This window comes from Paracoccus sp. PAR01 (genome assembly GCF_014851995.1).
Classification (GTDB): domain Bacteria; phylum Pseudomonadota; class Alphaproteobacteria; order Rhodobacterales; family Rhodobacteraceae; genus Paracoccus; species Paracoccus litorisediminis.
Window position 1 is genome coordinate 64,897 of sequence record NZ_JACVAW010000018.1, and the last position, 17,031, is coordinate 81,927.

12 protein-coding genes and 4 pseudogenes are annotated in these 17,031 nt (G+C 60.4%); 9 read left to right on the forward strand and 7 right to left on the reverse strand.

All coding sequences use genetic code 11. From position 1 onward, the window contains the following. Positions 1-9 precede the first annotated feature (9 nt). The gene (locus IB235_RS25290) at positions 10-606 is read right to left on the reverse strand and encodes a GlxA family transcriptional regulator (RefSeq protein WP_225612493.1); all 597 of its coding nucleotides are present in this window, start codon (positions 604-606) and stop codon (positions 10-12) included. Positions 607-646: 40 nt separating this feature from the next. After that, positions 647-907 (reverse strand): annotated as a pseudogene (locus IB235_RS25940) (hypothetical protein); the annotation flags it as partial. Here IB235_RS25940 and IB235_RS20000 point away from each other — a divergent pair. The 3 genes from IB235_RS20000 to IB235_RS20010 all read left to right on the forward strand — a co-directional run bounded on the left by IB235_RS20000 (position 827) and on the right by IB235_RS20010 (position 4,306). After that, the gene (locus IB235_RS20000; RefSeq protein WP_225612494.1) at positions 827-1,420 is read left to right on the forward strand and encodes an isochorismatase family protein; all 594 of its coding nucleotides are present in this window, start codon (positions 827-829) and stop codon (positions 1,418-1,420) included. The pseudogene IB235_RS25940 and the gene IB235_RS20000 sit on opposite strands and share 81 nt — an antisense overlap. Positions 1,421-2,118: 698 nt before the next feature. Then, positions 2,119-3,237, forward strand: coding sequence for an HlyD family secretion protein (locus IB235_RS20005; protein ID WP_192338227.1), 1,119 nt, complete (start codon positions 2,119-2,121; stop codon positions 3,235-3,237). Next, complete coding sequence (locus IB235_RS20010) at positions 3,227-4,306, forward strand: DUF2955 domain-containing protein (protein WP_192338228.1); 1,080 nt, start codon at positions 3,227-3,229, stop codon at positions 4,304-4,306. Before IB235_RS20005 ends, IB235_RS20010 begins: the two co-directional genes overlap by 11 nt. Before the next feature lie 5 nt (positions 4,307-4,311). Here IB235_RS20010 and IB235_RS20015 read toward each other — a convergent pair whose 3' ends face one another. Next, positions 4,312-5,064 carry a potassium channel family protein gene (locus IB235_RS20015; protein ID WP_192338229.1) on the reverse strand — a complete coding sequence of 251 codons (753 nt, stop codon included), beginning with the start codon at positions 5,062-5,064 and terminating at the stop codon, positions 4,312-4,314. A gap of 159 nt (positions 5,065-5,223) precedes the next feature. Here IB235_RS20015 and IB235_RS20020 point away from each other — a divergent pair, with 159 nt between their 5' ends. Beyond that, entirely contained in the window at positions 5,224-6,366 is a 1,143-nt protein-coding gene (locus IB235_RS20020; RefSeq protein WP_192338230.1) for an AI-2E family transporter, read from the forward strand. 109 nt (positions 6,367-6,475) lie between these two features. Next, positions 6,476-7,418 (forward strand): annotated as a pseudogene (locus IB235_RS20025) (IS5 family transposase); the annotation flags it as partial. Positions 7,419-7,579: 161 nt separating this feature from the next. On the opposite strand, the gene IB235_RS20030 reads toward IB235_RS20025, so the two are convergent. The 3 genes from IB235_RS20030 to istA all read right to left on the reverse strand — a co-directional run bounded on the left by IB235_RS20030 (position 7,580) and on the right by istA (position 12,126). Beyond that, positions 7,580-9,223, reverse strand: coding sequence for an IS1634 family transposase (locus tag IB235_RS20030; protein ID WP_192338231.1), 1,644 nt, complete (start codon positions 9,221-9,223; stop codon positions 7,580-7,582). 586 nt (positions 9,224-9,809) lie between these two features. Then, positions 9,810-10,604, reverse strand: a complete 795-nt coding sequence (gene istB, locus IB235_RS20035; protein ID WP_192338235.1) for an IS21-like element helper ATPase IstB — start codon at positions 10,602-10,604, stop codon at positions 9,810-9,812. Beyond that, on the reverse strand, positions 10,594-12,126 hold the full coding sequence (gene istA, locus IB235_RS20040) for an IS21 family transposase (RefSeq protein ID WP_192338232.1): 1,533 nt from the start codon (positions 12,124-12,126) through the stop codon (positions 10,594-10,596). The genes istB and istA overlap by 11 nt, the downstream gene beginning before the upstream one ends. A gap of 248 nt (positions 12,127-12,374) precedes the next feature. Between istA and IB235_RS20045 the strand changes: the two genes are divergently transcribed. From IB235_RS20045 to IB235_RS20060, 4 genes and pseudogenes are all read left to right on the forward strand, one after another. Continuing rightward, on the forward strand, positions 12,375-14,171 hold the full coding sequence (locus tag IB235_RS20045) for a SulP family inorganic anion transporter (protein ID WP_225612495.1): 1,797 nt from the start codon (positions 12,375-12,377) through the stop codon (positions 14,169-14,171). Between the two features lie 173 nt (positions 14,172-14,344). Further along, positions 14,345-15,041: pseudogene (locus tag IB235_RS20050) on the forward strand (VIT family protein). 117 nt (positions 15,042-15,158) lie between these two features. Beyond that, positions 15,159-15,671 (forward strand): cytochrome b, encoded by a 513-nt coding sequence (locus IB235_RS20055; RefSeq protein WP_225612496.1) that lies wholly within the window; start codon positions 15,159-15,161, stop codon positions 15,669-15,671. Between the two features lie 68 nt (positions 15,672-15,739). After that, positions 15,740-16,402, forward strand: coding sequence for an APC family permease (locus tag IB235_RS20060; protein ID WP_225612497.1), 663 nt, complete (start codon positions 15,740-15,742; stop codon positions 16,400-16,402). A gap of 7 nt (positions 16,403-16,409) precedes the next feature. Here the strand turns inward: IB235_RS20060 and IB235_RS20065 are convergent. After that, a pseudogene (locus tag IB235_RS20065) lies at positions 16,410-16,901 on the reverse strand (transposase); the annotation flags it as partial. Between the last annotated feature and the right edge of the window lie 130 nt (positions 16,902-17,031).

Sequence of the window (17,031 nt, forward strand, 5' to 3'; positions counted from 1 at the left end):
GCAACCACCTTATGACTGCACGCCAAAGCGCCGGCGATATTCGCCGGGGGTCAGGCCGACGAAGCGGGCAAAGACCGAGCGGAAGGCTCCGGCATCGGCATAGCCGGCCTGCCAGGCGATGCGGTCGATGGGACTGCTGCTGAACTGCAGCAACTCGCAAGCCTTGCTGATCCGCAGCCTTTGACCGTAGTCCGATGTCGTCATGCCCGTCGCCTTGCGAAAGCGGCGCAGGAAGGCGCGGCGCTCCAGCCCTGCCTTGGCAGTCAGCGTTTCCAGCGACAGGTCCTTGCCCTCGGTCTCCTGAAGCCAACGCTGCACGGCAAGAACCGCCGTGTCGCCATGACCCAGGCGCGGCGAGAACAGGCTGTAATATCGCTGCTCGCGGCCGCGCGGGTCGACCAGCAGGAAACGCGCGGTCTCGGTCATGACGTCGGCCCCGCGCAGACGTTCAACCAGCCGCCGGCACAGGTCCGTCCAAGACATCACGCCGCCAGCGGTCAGGATCTGGCCGCCATCGATCAGCAAGCGATCCAGATCGGTCAGCACTTTTGGAAAGCGGGCCCGGAAGGGGTCTTCCAGCACCCAGCGTGGTGGTGGCCTTGCCATCCAGAAGCCCGGTCTCGGCCAGAATGAACACACCGGCGCAGACCGAGGCGATTATGCAGCCCGCGGAATGCAAGTTGCGCAGCCAGGCGATGTAGGGCATGGCCAGTTCGGCAGAGGGAAAGCCGCCTAGGCATGGCGGAATGATCAGCACGTCGGGTCCCGTGTGACCGGTGGCGCCAAGGATGCGAACCGGCGAACCATCCCCGCGAGCGATCTGCCAATGGCTGACGGTGATGCCGTGCTTGTCCGGTTCAGTGCCGAGCGGCTTAAAGCGGTTCGATACCTCGAACATATTCGTCATCGCGAGGACGGCGGCGTACTGTGCGCCGGGATAGCACAAGATGCCGACTTCGGTTTGCTCTGCGCCCATGTGTCACTATTACCACGAAGAATGTCGATATTGCCAATAGGTCGATCAAGTCGCCGCGCGCCGTTTTTCACGCCCGATTCCAAGGGGATTAAAATCAACGCGGCCGTCTCGCCGCGCGAAGGCGAGACCGTGGTGGTGAAGAATTTTCCCAACCCCTTCCTCAAGACCGAGCTCAAAGACATCCTGGACAAGGACGGGATCGAGGATGTGGTTGTTGTCGGCGCCATGAGCCACATGTGCATCGACGCAGCCGCACGCGCCGCGAGCGATCACGGCTACAAGACCACGGCGGTGCAGGATGCCTGTGCGACGCGCGATCTGGAGCATGAAGGCGTGACCGTCCCGGCCGTGTCGGTCCATGCGGCGATGATGTCGGCACTGGGCTTCGCCAATGCGACGATCACGGACACCGAAAGCTACGTGGAGAAGCAAGCCCGGGTCTGAGGGCCGGAGACTTTGGCGAAGACCGGTTTTTGATGCTAGAATCGGTCTTCTTCATGCGCGAACCCCTTAGCTGCCTGCATCTTCTCTCGTGGCCAGAGGCCCGAGAAGGGCAGGGCGATGTCCAGCGCCCTTTGGCGAACTGATTTCCCTCGCCCGACGCGTGCCGATCGGGATGTTCCCGGCCGAAGCCGGGCGTAAGCTCCCTGCCGCAGACGTGCGGCTGGAAACCGGTCGCTTGACACCGACACGGACTTCAACTGGACGAAGGCTGCCGTCGTCTGAGCAACCAAAATACTTGGCCGCGAAGAGGTCTGGCTGACAGGTCCCGACGGGACGGAGGCAGGATCGATACCGCAGAGGTGGTTTGGGCATAGCGACCCAGCTGCGACATTCGAGACGATCCACCGCCGAACTCCATCATGAGGCGATTCACACCCGACCTCGGAGAGAACCATGACCCCGGACGCTACCCCGGATGGACGTTTCAGACCAGTTCTTGAGAAGGCCGAAATCAGAGAACCAACTCTAAAATCACTGGACGACGGACGGTTTCGAAGATGCTAACCTCCGAGTTATCAGTCGGCGGCGTGGATTGTCACGAACGCACACTGCTACATTTCTGCTGTCAAGGCGTGGCTACATTATCAAAGACTTTTAGGCTGATCCTGCTGTTGCGGAGTTGATCGAGAGGGAGCAAAATGGCCGAGAGCAGTAGTCCCCACGACCACCCCCCTGGAGAAGCCAAGGCGCCACGTGATCCGGTGCGGCGATGGACGATTATCGTTGCATTAGCCCTGTTGTTTTTGCTGACGCTGCAGATTGCCAGCGACCGGACCGCGCCGGTCACGTCCATCGGTACGGTCGAGGGACTGGTGCTACCGATCTCCTCTAGGGTGTCTGGTGAACTGCTGCGGGTTGCGGTTAGCGACAATGAGGTCGTCGAGGCCGGCACGCTGCTTTATGAAATCGATCCGACCCCCTTCCGGCTGGCGGTAGAGGCGGCAGCGGCCGATCTGGCCCAAGTGGGACAATCCATTGGAGCGTCGACCGCAGAAGTCGCCGCGGCACAAGCGCGCGTCGCCGAAGCGAATGCGGTGCTGACAAACAACCGTGCCCAGGCGGAGCGCACTTTGGCATTGGTAACGCGCGGCGTAACTCCTGAGGCTCGGGGCGACGAGGCGACTGCGGAAGTTGCCACGGGGGAAGCCACGCTTGCGGCATCCGAGGCAGACCTTCGTCGTGCCGAGGAGGCACTGGGGCCGGCTGGAGTGGACAACCCCCAACTTCGCTCTGCACAGGCAGCGCTGGAAACCGCTCAGTTCAACCTAAGCCAGACGCAGGTCGTCGCTCTGACCCGGGGCCGCGTTACCAATTTCAGCCTCGGGCCGGGTGAAACAGTCAATGCCGGACAGCCGGTCATGACGATGATCGACCTGCAGGGGGCGTGGGTCATGGCGTATTATCGCGAGAATCAGCTTGCTAACATGAAGGTTGGCGACAGAGCGCATATTGTGCTCGACGTTCTGCCGGGCCAGATTTGGCCGGCCAAAATCGTGTCTTTCTCCGGTGGCATCATGACGGTTAACCAGACGGCGAGCCCCGGTGGGTTGGTTGACACACCGCCCCAGCAAAATTGGCTCGCCGAGCCACAGCGCTTTGGTGTCCGCCTCCAGTTCGATCCGCCGGACAAATGGCCGCCCAATGTGCGGTTGGGCTCGCAGGCGATGGTGATGGTGTATACTGACAAGGCTACCTGGCTGCGGCCGCTCTGGGAGATTGTGATCCGTGCCCGCGCGCTGATCTCCTATGTTTACTGATCCCAACCACACTCAACAGGTGTTGCGGGTGGCGCTGGTGACACCATTCGTCTACGGATTAGGAGTTGTAGCAGGCACGCCGCTACCTTTTGTTTCGGCGATGCTATTTTCCACTTTCACCTTGAAAATGCGAACACCGCCACCATTCGCGGTTGTCCTCGTCCTGACGCTGTCGATGACACTGCTGCCGCTCGCATTTGCGGGCATTTCGGACGTGTTGAGCCAATATCCCTATCTTATGGTTGGATTTGTCGTTTTGGTACTATTCCATGCCTTCCGGTTGCAGTCTGTGCCGAAGATGGCCATTTTCGGTGTGCTGTTGCAGACTTTTGCCATTATGCTCCCGATGGCCACCGGCGAATCCGAACTGGCTGGCGAAGCTCTCGCCGGAGCGTTCGCGGTGAATGGCGTGATGGCATTTTCTGGCCTCTACCTTGCTTTTGCCTTGTTCCCGGAGCGTAGCGTCGCCGAACGGGCTGCACCCCAGCCGCCTGGGCCGGAAGATCCGCTGGACCGGACACGCAACGCTGCCGTAGCCGCGCTGGTGATGCTGCCGGTTTTTTCGATGCTCCTCACGTTCAGCCTCAGCTCAGCGATGCGGGTTCTCTTCACGATAGCCATTGTCCTGACCTCACTCAGCCGTCGCGATGCCCGAGAAACCGGGGCAGAGAGCGTGCTCTCTGCGATTCTTGCGGGAGCTGTGGCGGTCGCATTCTCGGTGCTGTATACTTTGTGGCCCCAGCCCGGCGCCGCATTACTGTCTATGGCATTCCTTGGCCTGCTCGTAGTTCCGCGCGCCTTCGCGGGGCGCAATCAAGGTGCAGTTGCGCTGGCCATTCCGCTGGTCTGGGTTCTCATTGGTACCGCGGAGGGAAACACCCTGTCGAAGACGTTGGAGTGGTGTCTCTATTCGATCATTGGCGTGGTCTATGCAGTTTGGGCAAGAGAGCTGATCCTTTCAACTCTTGGCTGGCGGTCAGCATTCCCGCGGCCCCCGAAACACATCGGAGATGACCGAAAAACTTGGTCGTTCCGCTCTACACAAATGGGATCACAGCGCCGCGAGTAATGTGCTCAGTCCGACGCCTGGCCGGTTTGTTGCGCCGCCCCTCTTTCCAGCTGTGCCCCTGCCACACCGGGCAGCGCGCGTTCCATCGACGAAGTTTCCGAACGCCCCAATCCTGGCGTGAATTGTCCGACAATCCGGCCAATCAGGATAGCGACGTAGAAGGTGCCAAGTGCTCCCTCAAGAGCCGTGCAAATTTGAGCAATAGGCGTTGAAGGGGTAATGTCGCCATAGCCGACAGTCGTCATTGTCACTAAGCTGAAATAAAGCAATTGAACGTCATTATCCCCCCCCTCCGGCAGTCGGAATGATCCTGGATAAGATGTCTCAAGTTGGCGAAATAGCAGGGCGCAGGCTGCAGCAATTACGAAGAAGCCGAAGATTGCACCGACGAGGTTGTCGGCACTTGACTCACGGTTTCCCACAAGCTCGGCGAAAGTCGCGGCGAGCGCACCGAGGACAACCAACAGAATCAGGGCTGTAAGAAGACCATCCACGGAGACCACTTTATAGAAATTAAGCAATTGCAAGACAAACAACGCCAGCAACAGCACTATCGCCACGCGTACTGCCCAGGTGCTGGTGCGTCCAGCGTATAGCGCCCCGCCGAATACCAATATGAATAGCGTCGATCCCAGAAGCCGGGCGGCACCTGTTTCCGCCAAGAGCGCCTCAAGCACAAATGACCCGATCAGTAAGGAGAGCAAAAGACTCCACCGCCAGCGTGCAACAAGCGCGAGGTATGAATCGATGATCGACATATTGTTCCTCCATATGCAATCATTGGATAATAGATCGCACAGCTAGAAATCTGACACGTCTCATCCAAACGCGGAAGTCGAAACCAAAGGCGCGCGGTTTTATTGCGCGGTCCGAAAAAACGGACATCAAGGGTGTTCACACCAGAGGGGAGTGGGGGAATGGCAGACGATCATATTGCGGCCGCGGCTGACAACACCAGGAAAGTTAAATCGTTTGACCGGGCGGTCACTGACCTGGTGATCCGGCTGACCATCATCGGCTCATTATGCTATTTGTCTTTTACATTGATCGCCCCCTTTATCATCATGATCATCTGGGCCACCATACTCGCGGTCGCTCTTTATCCGATCTTTACCGCACTGAAGAAGCTTCTGCGTGGGCACGGTGGGTTGGCGGCAGCCCTAATTACATTGGTGGGCGTTCTTGTCATCGTCGTCCCGCTTGGGGCTGTCACGGTCAATCTTGCCGAGACCACCCTGGGTTTGGTCGATCTCTTTGAGAACCAGACAGTGGCTGTGCCACGGCCCCCGATATCCGTGCAAGATTGGCCATTGATTGGTAGCCGTGTTTACGACGCGTGGAATCTCGCTTCCAACAATCTCGAGGCTGCCATAGCACGGTTCGGGCCCCCTCTTCTGCAAACGGCCAGTGGGATTGTTGGCAAGATCGCGGGTGTCGGATTCGGTATGCTGGGCTTTGCAGTTTCCGTGATTGTAGCGGGATTTCTGTTTATACCCGGGCCGGGTCTGGCCAACGCCATTAAGTCATATGCTCGTCGAATTGCAGACGAACGCGGAGCGGAATTTGTCGACCTTACAGGTGCGACAATCCGCAACATATCGCGTGGTGTCATCGGTGTGGCCTTGCTTCAGGCTCTCCTCGCCGGCCTGATCCTAAGCGTATTTGGCATCCCGGCAGCCGGTGCAATCGCCTTCGCTGTACTGATCTTTTGTATCATCCAGGTCGGGCCTGTACCTGTGGTCCTGCCTCTCATCATTTGGGCTTGGTTAACAAAGGACACAGGACCGGCATTGTTGCTGACGATTCTGCTGATACCCATCCCCATCATAGACAACGTCCTGAAACCCGTGCTCATGGCTCGTGGGCTTACCACGCCCATTCTGTTGATCCTGCTTGGGGTGATTGGTGGCACCGTAACCTATGGAATGATAGGATTGTTTTTAGGGCCAATCCTGTTGGGAATTTTTTATGAAATGATGACAGCTTGGGTGAAGCCCGAAGTTCCGGAATCCGCGATCGAAGATAGGGACCCTGCAAGCCGTGATTTCGGTTTGAAGTAAACGTTCCTTGTATCTTGTTAAGTCCTGTATTGAGGGCACCTCGAAAAATTGCCCTGCCATTGCTGCGGCGGTATGAACGCGGGAGCATCGAAGGGCTTGGGATTTGACGATGACGCAGATGGGTTTCTTCGATCTTTCAGACCGCTACGCGAGCCTGGACGCCAAGAAGGATCCGCTGGTCGAGATCAATGCCGTGGTGCCTTGGGAGGAGTTTCGTCCCGTGCTTGAGCGGGTCTGGCGCAAGCCCGATGCAGAGCGCAAGTCGCGGGCGGGCCGTAAGCGCATGGACGCCGTGCTGATGTTCAAAACCCTGGTGTTGAGCGCGCTCTACAACCTCTCCGACGACCAGATTGAATATCAGGTGCGCGACCGGTTGTCCTTCATGCGGTTTCTCGGGCTCGGGCTGCAGGATCGTGTGCCCGACGCCAAGACGGTCTGGCTCTATCGCGAAGCTCTGGGCCCAGGCTGGCATGGTCGAAGCGCTGTTCAAGCAGTTCGACGGCTACCTGGCACGGCAGGGATATATCGCGCGGGGTGGCCAGATTCTCGACGCCTCGATCGTGCCGGTGCCGCGCAACCACAATACCCGGGACGAGAATGCAGCAATCAAGAATGGTGATCTGCCCGAGGGTTGGGCGGACAAGCCGGCCATGCGATCGCAGAAGGACACCGATGCGCGCTGGACCCAAAAGCAAGGCAAGAACCATTACGGCTACAAGAACCACGTCAATATCGATCGCAAGCACAAACTGGTGCGGCGCTATCACGTCAGCGATGCGGCGCAGCACGATAGCCAGGCGCTGGATCACTTGCTGATGCAGGGCAACACCGGCTCCGGTGTCTGGGCGGATTCAGCCTATAGGTCGGAAGAAACTGAAGCCAAGCTGCAGGCGCGCAAGCTCAAGAGCCACATCCAGCGCAAGGGTCAGCGCGGCAAGCCGCTGACCGAGCAGGCCAAGAAAAGCAACCGGACAAAATCCAAGGTGCGTTCGCGGGTCGAGCATATCTTTGGCGCCCAGACCAACGACATGGGCGGCACCTTGGTGCGCACCTGTGAGTGCTGGACGTAATCTCCCCACAACGGCTGGATAAAAATTCCCCGGTTTAGCGCTGATGCCGATGCTCAGGGGGATCCCAAGTTCATCAGTTAAAACGCTAAGTGCATGATTTTATTTCGCCGCACTGCGCGAATTTGCCACAACACGGCGGGCAATCAGGGGCGTTTTACGTCCAACGCGTCGAAGAGGTTGAGCTGTTCTGGTTGCGGATTGGATATCCCGGAGAAGGTTTGGGGGCCGATATGAGTGGTGTGCTTCTGAATGCGCGCCAGAAGATCGAGGGCGGTCCTCGGGCTGGCCGGGTGGCCCTTTGCCTTCAGGCGCATGCGCATGACGCGATAGAGTACCAGGGCGAGGAAGCAGATGAGGGCATGGGCGCGAATGCGGTCGGGCAGGCGATGGTGAACGGGCGCGCTTTCGATGTCGGATTTGAGGACTCGGAAGCCGCGCTCGATATCTGCCAAGGCCTTGTAGCGCCGCACCGCCTCGGCCGGGGTGAGGTCGGGCGCATTTGTCAGCAGGGCCAGCTTGCCGTCGAACAGCTCGGCCGCGGCAATGGCCTCCTCGTCCAGTGACCAGCTGAAGCGCTCGGCGGTATAATCCGCCTTGATGAACCGGGTGAGCTCGGCCTCGGCCACCGCACGGGTGAACCGGCTATAGGCGCCCCGATCGGAGGCGCGGCGGCCACGGGCGGTCTCGCCGGCGTCCTGCGCGTCAAGCCTGGTGACCATCTTCTCGGCCAGAGTCTCGAGCTCGGCGAGGCGCTCGCGGCGTCTGGCCGATTGGACGTCTGCCCGCACGGGGTCATGTGCCACAATCAGCCGATGTCCGGCGAAGCGGGCCTCGGCGAGCCCCTCATCCGAGAAGACGAGATGCTGGAAGGTGTCGACCAGCTCGCTGTAGCGCCGGGCGGGTACCGCCAGGACGAACTCGAGACTGCGGCCGCCCTGCCTGGCGAGCGCGGTGAGCTCGCCGATATTGTCCATGCTCAGCAGCCCGCGATCCGCGACCAGGACGACGCGCTGGACCGGGAAGCGCTGCAGCACGGTCCTCAGCATCGCCTGCAGGGTTCTGGTCTCGGCGACATTGCCGGCGTGGACCGTGTGCATGAGGGGCAGGCCCTCGGCCGTCTGCACGACGCCCAGGGCGAACTGCCGCGCGATCCCCCCTGTTTCCTTGTTCATCCCGAAGGCGCGCAGATCATCATCGACCGCGCCCTCGCCGTGGATGCGCACGGTGGTCAGGTCATAGAAGACCACCGCCAGGTCCTGGTCCACCAGGGGCCTGATCTGGCGGGCAAGCTCGGCCTCGACGAGCTCGGCGTGATCCATCAGCGCATCCATTGCGCGCAGCAGGTGCTGATGGTTCACCTCGTCGGGCATAGCCGGCATGGCGACGGTCTCAAGCCAGCGCAGGCAGCCGAGCTTGGAGTCCGGGGCGCAAAGGCGGTTGAATACCATGGCGCGGATCAGCGCCTCGACATCAATCTTGCGCCGCCCCGAGCGCAGGGCACGGCCGAGCGCGCGACCAAAGCCGAGATCCTTCCACAGCTCGTGCAGGGCGAAGACATCGCCGAAGCTGAGCGCTGTTTCCGATATGACCTCGCTGGAGGTGTTATGCGCTCTGCCGAGGGCGCGGTTCAGCCCGTTGATCAGCGGATCGAGCTTCTGGGGCGTGAGGTCGTCAATCCGACCGAGGTTCGCGACCACGCGATGGCGGACTTTCCCGTTTTCATCACGGAAGCCATCAACGAGCTGCAGGTAGCGGCGACCGCCGGACTGAGTGATTTTCGTGTACATGCCGCAACGAATATCGTCTTACGGCTTATTATACAACGCTGCAATCATATAGACGTGCCACAACGGAAAACCGCCGAAAGCGCCCCGGAGTCGAAGGTAACTCGTTGATATTCCTCAGGGCGATATCGCTGAAAGCCTCAAAACTGGCCGCGAACTGTCGAAGTTGGGGGGGGGCATGCCCCCTGAGCATCGGCGGCGCAGAATTTCCCCTGCTGATGCCAGAGGAAAGGCGCGCAGGTGATCGGATTGAGGGAGATCGTGATGATCTTGGAATTGCAGCGACAAGGGCTCGGCATCAGCGCGATTGCGCGACAAACCGGGCTCGACCGTAAGACAGTGCGCAAATTGTCAACGCCGACTGAAGTTTCCCCAGAAGTGCCGAAGTAAAACTCCCCAGTTTCCGGCATCGGTGATCAGCCGTGCAGGTGATCGATCCTCCCGTTTTTCGGCGGCCTTCCGCGGCGTTTCGGCGCGAGTGGCGGCATGATGGCCGCATGCGATCTTGTGTGCTCGCTGTTGATTTTCACCCAGAACTGAGCCGGTTTTTTCACCGAGAATTGAGCCACCTCTGATTATGGATTTCGGTTCATGCTGGGGTCAAGGGCGGGTTTGTTTCCTTCTTTTTCCGGGCTGCAGCGGCTGAGCTTGCCTTGAAGCGGAAGCTGTCGTTTCCTGTTTCAAGGATGTGACAGCGGTGGGTAAGGCGATCGAGCAAGGCGGTGGTCATCTTAGCATCAGCAAAGACCGTGGCCCATTCGCTGAAGCTGAGGTTGGTGGTGATCGCCACGCTGGTGCGCTCGTAGAGCTTGCTCAGCAAATGGAACAGCAGGGCCCCGCCCGAGGCGCTGAATGGCAGGTATCCCAACTCGTCCAGGATCACGAGGTCGAGCTTGGTCAGGCCTTCCGCGATCTGCCCGGCCTTGCCCTTGGCTTTTTCCTGTTCGAGCGCGTTGACCAGTTCGATGGTCGAGAAGAAGCGGACCTTCCTGCGGTGATGCTCGATGGCCTGGATGCCAAGCGCTGTTGCGACATGGGTTTTCCCGGTGCCCGGACCGCCGATCAGGACCACGTTCTGAGCGCCATCCATGAACTCGCAACGGTGCAGGGTCCGGACCGTGGCCTCGTTGACCTCGCTGGCGGCGAAGTCAAAGGCCGAGAGATCCTTGTAGGCCGGGAAGCGCGCGGACTTCATGTGATAGGCGATCGAGCGGACTTCGCGCTCGGCCAATTCGGCTTTCAGAAGTTGCGACAGCATCGGGATTGCAGCTTCAAATGCCGGCGCGCCCTGTTCAATCAGGTCGGTCACGGCCTGGGCCATGCCATACATCTTCAGGCTGCGGAGCATGATGACGATGGCGCCGGCGGCTGGATCATGACGCATGGCGGCCTCCGGCGATCTGGGCGCGCAAGCCGTCATAGCGTTCGACATTGGCCTTGGGTTCACGGCGCAGGGCCAGTGCCTGTGGGGTATCCAGTGGCGGCCCGCCGACCACCTTGCCGTCGATCAGGCGGTGCAACAGGTTCAGCACATGGGTCTTGGTCGGCACGCCCTCGGCCAGCGACAGTTCCACGGCGGTCAGCACGGCTTGTTCGTCGTGGTGAAGCACGAGGGCGAGGATATCGACCATCTCCCTATCCCCACCGGGTTTGCGGAGCATGTGATCCTGCAACTGTCTGAACGCAGGCGGTAATTCCAGGAAGGGGGCGCCGTTGCGAAGGGCTCCGGGCTTCCTTTGCACGACGGCCAGATAATGCCGCCAGTCGTAAATCGTCTTCGGCGGCAGATGATGGCTGCGTTGAATCACACGGGTATGTTCGCAAAGGATATTACCCTCGGCCGCAACGACCAGCCGATCAGGATAGATCCGAAGGCTGACGGGCCGGTTCGCGAATGACGCCGGAACACTGTAGCGATTGCGTTCGAAGCTGATCAGGCAGGTTGGTGAGACGCGCTTGCTCAACTCGATGAAGCCGTCGAACGCGACGGGCAGCGGCATCAGCGCAGCCTGCTCCTCAGCCCAGACATCAGCGATCGTGCCGGGCTGTTTGCCATGCGGGGTCTGCTGCCACAACTCGAGGCAACGCTCTTCCAGCCAGGCATTCAGCGCGGCAAGATCTGGAAAGTCCGGCATCCCTTGCAACATCTGGTGGCGGGAATCCCGAACGTTCTTCTCGACCTGACCTTTCTCCCAGCCTGCTGCCGGATTGCAGAACTCGGGCTCATAGACATAGTGGTTCGTCATCGCGAGGAAGCGCATGTTGACCTGCCGCTCCTTGCCACGACCAACGCGATCAACCGCCGTGCGCATATTGTCGTAAATCCCACGCCCGGGCACGCCGCCGAAGACCCGGAACCCGTGCCAATGGGCATCGAACAGCATCTCGTGCGTCTGCAACGGATATGCCCGCAAAAGGAAGGCGCGGCTGTGCGACAGCTTGATATGGGCCATCTGCAGCTTCGTGCGCTCGCCGTCCAGAACCGCAAAGTCCTCGCTCCGGTCGAACTGGAAAGCGTCACCAGGGTCAAAGTGCAGCGGAACAAAGGTCCCGCGCGCCGTCGTCTGCTGTTCGCGCTGCCGATCGGCGCGCCATCGTCGGGCAAACGCTGCGACCCGGGCATATGAACCCGTGAAGCCAAGCGTTACGAGATCGGCGTGCAACTGCTTCATCGTCCGCCGCTGCTTGCGCGACTTCCCGGCTTCAGTCTTCAACCAGCCCGCCAGCTTCTCAGCAAAGGGGTCAATCTTGCGTTGACGTTCCGGCGTCGCGAACTTTGGCTCGATGGTGTTCGCTGCCAGATGCTTGGCCACGGTATTCCGCGATACGCCGGTCAGCCGCGAAATCTCGCGGATCGACAGCTTCTGCCGTAAATGCATGCGTCGGATGATGTTCAATAGTCCCATGTGGATCACTCCGTTGCCCCCGCCGCTCACCGCTTTCGGGGAAGGTTCACATGGCTCACTTCTCAGTGAAAATTATGCGCCTAATCGGCTCAGTTCTGGGTGAAAATCAACACTGCTGAAGGAAAGAATCCTGCCGCCAATCTACTGGCAGGCGATGTTGCGCGGGCGAGAATGGATGGCCAAGCCCCACACCGCCACCGCCGCGTGAACCCCGGAAGGCCTGACCCGTGAAATCCCTGACCTCCCTGTTGCCTATTCTCCGCTGGGCCCCGGCCTATACCAGAACCGAGGCGCAAAGCGATCTGATCGCCGCCGTGATCGTGACGATCATGCTGGTTCCGCAAAGCCTGGCCTATGCCATGCTTGCGGGGCTGCCGCCGCAGGTCGGGCTTTACGCCTCGATCCTGCCGCTGATCGCCTATGCGATCTTTGGCACCAGCCGGGCTTTGGCGGTTGGTCCGGTTGCGGTGGTGTCGCTGATGACAGCTGCGGCAGTGGGCCAGGTGGCAGCTGCGGGGACGGCGGAATATCTGACGGCGGCGATCACACTGGCGTTCTTGTCGGGCGTGGTGCTGGTGGCGATGTCGGTGCTACGGCTGGGGTTCATGGCGAATTTCCTGTCGCACCCGGTGATCTCGGGTTTCATCACCGCCTCGGGCATCCTCATTGCCATCAGTCAACTGAAACATGTGTTGGGGATCAAGGCCGACGGCGATACACTGCCGCATCTGCTGGGCGGGATTTATGTCGGCATCGGCGACATCAATTACTACACACTGGTCATCGGTGTTGCGGCGACGGCCTTCCTGTTTTGGACGCGCAAACAGTTGAAACCTTTGCTTTTGGCAGGAGGGCTGCGTCCGCGCGTTGCCGACCTGATCGCCAAGGCGGGGCCTGTTGCGGCCATCGTTCTTTCGATCCTTGCCGTGGTCGGCTTCGGGTTGGCGGAGAAAGGCGTAAAGATCGTTGGCGACATTCCCGCCGGGATGCCGCCCTTTGCCTTGCCGTCCTTTGATATGGGTCTTTGGCAGCAACTGTGGCTTCCTGCCGTGCTGATCAGCCTTGTGGGATTTGTCGAATCCGTTTCGGTCGCGCAGACGCTGGCAGCCAAGCGGCGGCAGCGGATCGTGCCCAATCAGGAACTGACGGCTCTGGGTGCGTCCAACATCGCATCGGCGCTGTCGGGAGGTTATCCGGTGACAGGCGGCTTTGCCCGGTCGGTGGTGAATTTTGACGCTGGGGCCGAAACGCCCTTGGCCGGAGCGTTCACCGCCGCAGGCATCCTGGCTGCCACGGTGTTTCTGACCCCGCTCTTCCGGTTCCTTCCGCAAGCCGTGCTGGCCGCGACAATCATCGTGGCCGTGCTGTCGCGGGTCGATATCGCCTCGATCCGCCGCACCTGGGCCTATTCCAAGGCCGATTTTGCCGCAATGGCCGTCACCATCCTGACTGTACTGCTGGTCGGAGTTGAGGCTGGGATCACGGCAGGCGTCTCGCTGTCGCTCGCCCTGTTCTTGTGGCGCACGTCGCGCCCGCACATGGCGGTTGTCGGACTTGTCCCCGGCACCGAGCATTTCCGCAACGTGGACCGCCACGACGTCATCACCGATCCGTCTATCCTGTCAATCCGGGTGGACGAAAGCCTGTATTTTGCCAACGCCCGGGCGCTGGAAGATGCGATCTATGACCGCATCGCCGACAAACCCGCGCTGAAAAACGTCATTCTGATGTGTCCCGCGGTGAATGCCATCGACGCGAGTGCACTGGAAAGCCTTGAGGCAATCTCCCATCGGCTCACTTCTGCGGGGATCAAGTTCCATCTGTCCGAGGTCAAAGGACCCGTCATGGACGCCTTGAAACGATCGGATTTCATGGCGCAGTTCAGTGGGCAGATCTTCTTGTCGCAGTTCGAGGCTGTCAGGGCACTTTCCGGCGAAGCCGAGAAAAACATGAACCCTTCGGTAGCGAACGCCTCGCCAAGCCTCGCGCCCGGCCAAGTGCAGCTTTCCTTGGTTCCGCAGTCTGGATCAGCAGCGGTAGGTTGATCGGGATAAGTGGGCGATCTCGTCTGAGCAAATCTGGCAGGCGTCGGGCCCGCGCGACCAGATTTGGTCTGTGTCAAGTTGAAACCTGTCGGCTGCGCACAGCAGCGAAACGCGCGCGAGGCGAGTTCCTCACCAAACCTACCGCGCGACGTACTGCCTGAAAGGACGATTGAATGAGCAGGCTTTCCCATTCCGAAACCCACATGGTCCATCGCATCGGCTGGCTGCGCGCCGCCGTGCTGGGGGCGAATGATGGCCTAGTTTCGACCGCCAGTCTGGTCGTGGGAGTTGCCGCCGCAGGGTCCGGGCGGCCCGAGATTCTTGTCGCTGGTCTGGCAGGGCTTGTGGCGGGCGCAATGTCGATGGCGGCAGGAGAGTACGTCTCGGTCAGTTCGCAGAGCGATACCGAGCAGGCCGATCTTGCGCGCGAGACCCGAGAACTGAAGGAAACGCCCGAATCCGAGTTGGACGAACTGACCGGTATCTATGTCGGACGCGGACTGGACGAAAATCTGGCCCGGCAGGTTGCGGTCCAGCTGACGCAGAAAGACGCGCTCGGGGCCCATGCGCGCGACGAGCTTGGGATCTCGGAGACGGTCACCGCACGACCGATCTAGGCGGCGGTCGTCTCCGCGATGACCTTTGCAGCGGGAGCCGTCATCCCGCTGATCGTGGCCGGCGGCGCCCGCAGCGCAGATATCGGCGATTGTTGCTGGGACGACCTTGATCGGCCTGATGGCGCTCGGCGGCCTTGGGGCATCGGTTGGTGGTGCAGGCGTCGTCAAGGGTGCCATTCGCGTCACATTCTGGGGCGCCCTTGCCATGGCCGCGACGGCCGCCGTCGGGTGGGTCTTTGGAGTAGCGGCATGATCGTGGCCCAAACCCTGACAGATTGCACAATGGTGCCATCGCCACAGCGACTGATGTCGATCAATGCCATGCTTCCCGCTTAATGCAACGTTCCAAACTGATGCAAAGGAACACGCCATGACCATGACAAGAGACCAGATCGCCAGCGTCCGAGGATACACGATCTATCAGATTGGCCTGCATTGGGTGATCGCGGTGCTAGTTTTTGCGCAGCTGATCTTCGGCGAGAGTATGACCGAGGCCATTGAAGCGGCCGAGGAAGGTGAGACCGTCTCGGCGCTTGAAGGCAATCTTGCCGACATGCATTACTATTTCGGTATCGCCATCCTCGCGCTGGTCGCGGTCCGGCTGGTCCTGCGCCTCAGGAATGGCGCGCCACCGCCGCCGCCAGAAACAAGTAGTGCCATCGAACTGGCAGGCAGGGTTTCCCACTGGCTGTTCTACGCACTGCTTGTCGTCGTGCCAGTTACTGGTCTGCTTGGCTACTACTATGGCGACCCCTATGGCGAGTGGCACACTTATGCCAAGCCGGTGTTCATCGGCCTGATCGCGCCGCATGTCACCGCTTCGCTTTATCACCAGTTCTGGCGCAAGGACGGTCTGCTGATGCGGATGATCAAGCACGCGTAACATCGACCCAAGTTTTGCAGGAAGACAGGTTGCCAGCGACCGCCACTCGCCAAAGACTGAAGCGTTCGTTGACGCTTTTGCTCGCCGTGCTCTATGGGCTCGGCGTGACGATCGGCGCTGGCATCTATGTGCTGGTTGGTATTGCTGCGGGCCGAAGCGGCATGCACGCGCCGCTGGCCTTTGTGCTGGCCGCACTGGTCATGTCGTTCAGCGCAGCGTCCTTCGCCGAGCTTGGGACGCGCATGCCTGTCAGCGTCAGCGAAGCCGCCTATGTTGAAAAGGCGTTCAACCGGCCTTGGCTGAGTCTGACCATGGGGCTGCTGGTCGTTCTGACTGCGACGATCTCGGCGGCCACAATCAGCGTTGGCAGCGCGGGCTATCTTGGCGTGTTTGTAGACCTGCCGCCCCAGTGGATCATCACGCTTGTCGTGCTGTCGATGGGGCTGGTGGCTTGCCTTTCCACGCGCCAGTCCGTCACCCTTGCAGGCATCATGACCCTGGCCGAGCTTGGGGGTCTTGTACTGATCATCGCAGCCGGGTTCGGGACGGGCAGCGGGGTCGTGACCCGCTTGCCTGAGATCCTGCCAGAACCCGGCGACGTCGCGGTCTGGGTCGGGCTTTCGGGAACGACGCTGATCGCGGTGTTTGCCTTCATCGGATTCGAACATCTGGTCAATGTCGCCGAAGAGATGAAGAACCCCTCGCGCAGAGATATGGGCAAAAGTTGGTGACGCGTGATCAGGCGGCGGCTTGAAGTTGGCGGAGGCCGTCGCGGAACTCAACCCCCTGGATGATCTCCGGCAGGCGGTTCTGGCCATCGAGTTTGCGCCATTTCCCCTGCGCCGACATCATCAGCTTGAAGGCCATTGCCAGTCCGGTCCTGCGACTGAGGCAACCTTTGGTGCGCTTCGTGCGGTGCCGAACGGTCGCGAAGGTGCTTTCAATTGGGTTCGATGTCCGGATGTGTTTCCAGTGTTCGGCCGGGTAGTCGTAAAAGGTCAGCAACGCCTCGCGATCCTTGACCAGCTTGGCAACGGCCTTGTCGTATTTGACCCCGTAGGTTTCGACGAAAAAGTCGAAGGCGGTGCCGGCCTCGGCCTTGGTTTCCGCCTGCCAGATGTCGTGGAGATGGCTCTTGGCCTTGTCCTGCAGCGATTTCGGCAGCGCGTTGAGCACGTTCATTGTCTTGTGGACCCAACACCGCTGCTCGCGTGTGGTGGCGAACACCTCGCGGGGAGTGTCCTGAACTTTGTGTATCTGGGCCGTTCCATGCGGTTTCAGATACTCAAGCGTCGAAGCGCTCGCCAAACATTATGGCGAACTGATTGCGGGCCGCAAACCATTCCCGGACGTTTCGGCC

Bases quoted from the DNA above. Each gene is read 5' to 3' on its own strand.
- IB235_RS25290 (WP_225612493.1), bottom strand. From the start codon at position 606: ATGGCAAGGCCACCACCACGCTGGGTGCTGGAAGACCCCTTCCGGGCC.
- IB235_RS20000 (WP_225612494.1), top strand. From the start codon at position 827: ATGGCTGACGGTGATGCCGTGCTTGTCCGGTTCAGTGCCGAGCGGCTT.
- IB235_RS20005 (WP_192338227.1), top strand. From the start codon at position 2,119: ATGGCCGAGAGCAGTAGTCCCCACGACCACCCCCCTGGAGAAGCCAAG.
- IB235_RS20010 (WP_192338228.1), top strand. From the start codon at position 3,227: ATGTTTACTGATCCCAACCACACTCAACAGGTGTTGCGGGTGGCGCTG.
- IB235_RS20015 (WP_192338229.1), bottom strand. From the start codon at position 5,064: ATGTCGATCATCGATTCATACCTCGCGCTTGTTGCACGCTGGCGGTGG.
- IB235_RS20020 (WP_192338230.1), top strand. From the start codon at position 5,224: ATGGCAGACGATCATATTGCGGCCGCGGCTGACAACACCAGGAAAGTT.
- IB235_RS20030 (WP_192338231.1), bottom strand. From the start codon at position 9,223: ATGTACACGAAAATCACTCAGTCCGGCGGTCGCCGCTACCTGCAGCTC.
- istB (WP_192338235.1), bottom strand. From the start codon at position 10,604: ATGCGTCATGATCCAGCCGCCGGCGCCATCGTCATCATGCTCCGCAGC.
- istA (WP_192338232.1), bottom strand. From the start codon at position 12,126: ATGGGACTATTGAACATCATCCGACGCATGCATTTACGGCAGAAGCTG.
- IB235_RS20055 (WP_225612496.1), top strand. From the start codon at position 15,159: ATGACCATGACAAGAGACCAGATCGCCAGCGTCCGAGGATACACGATC.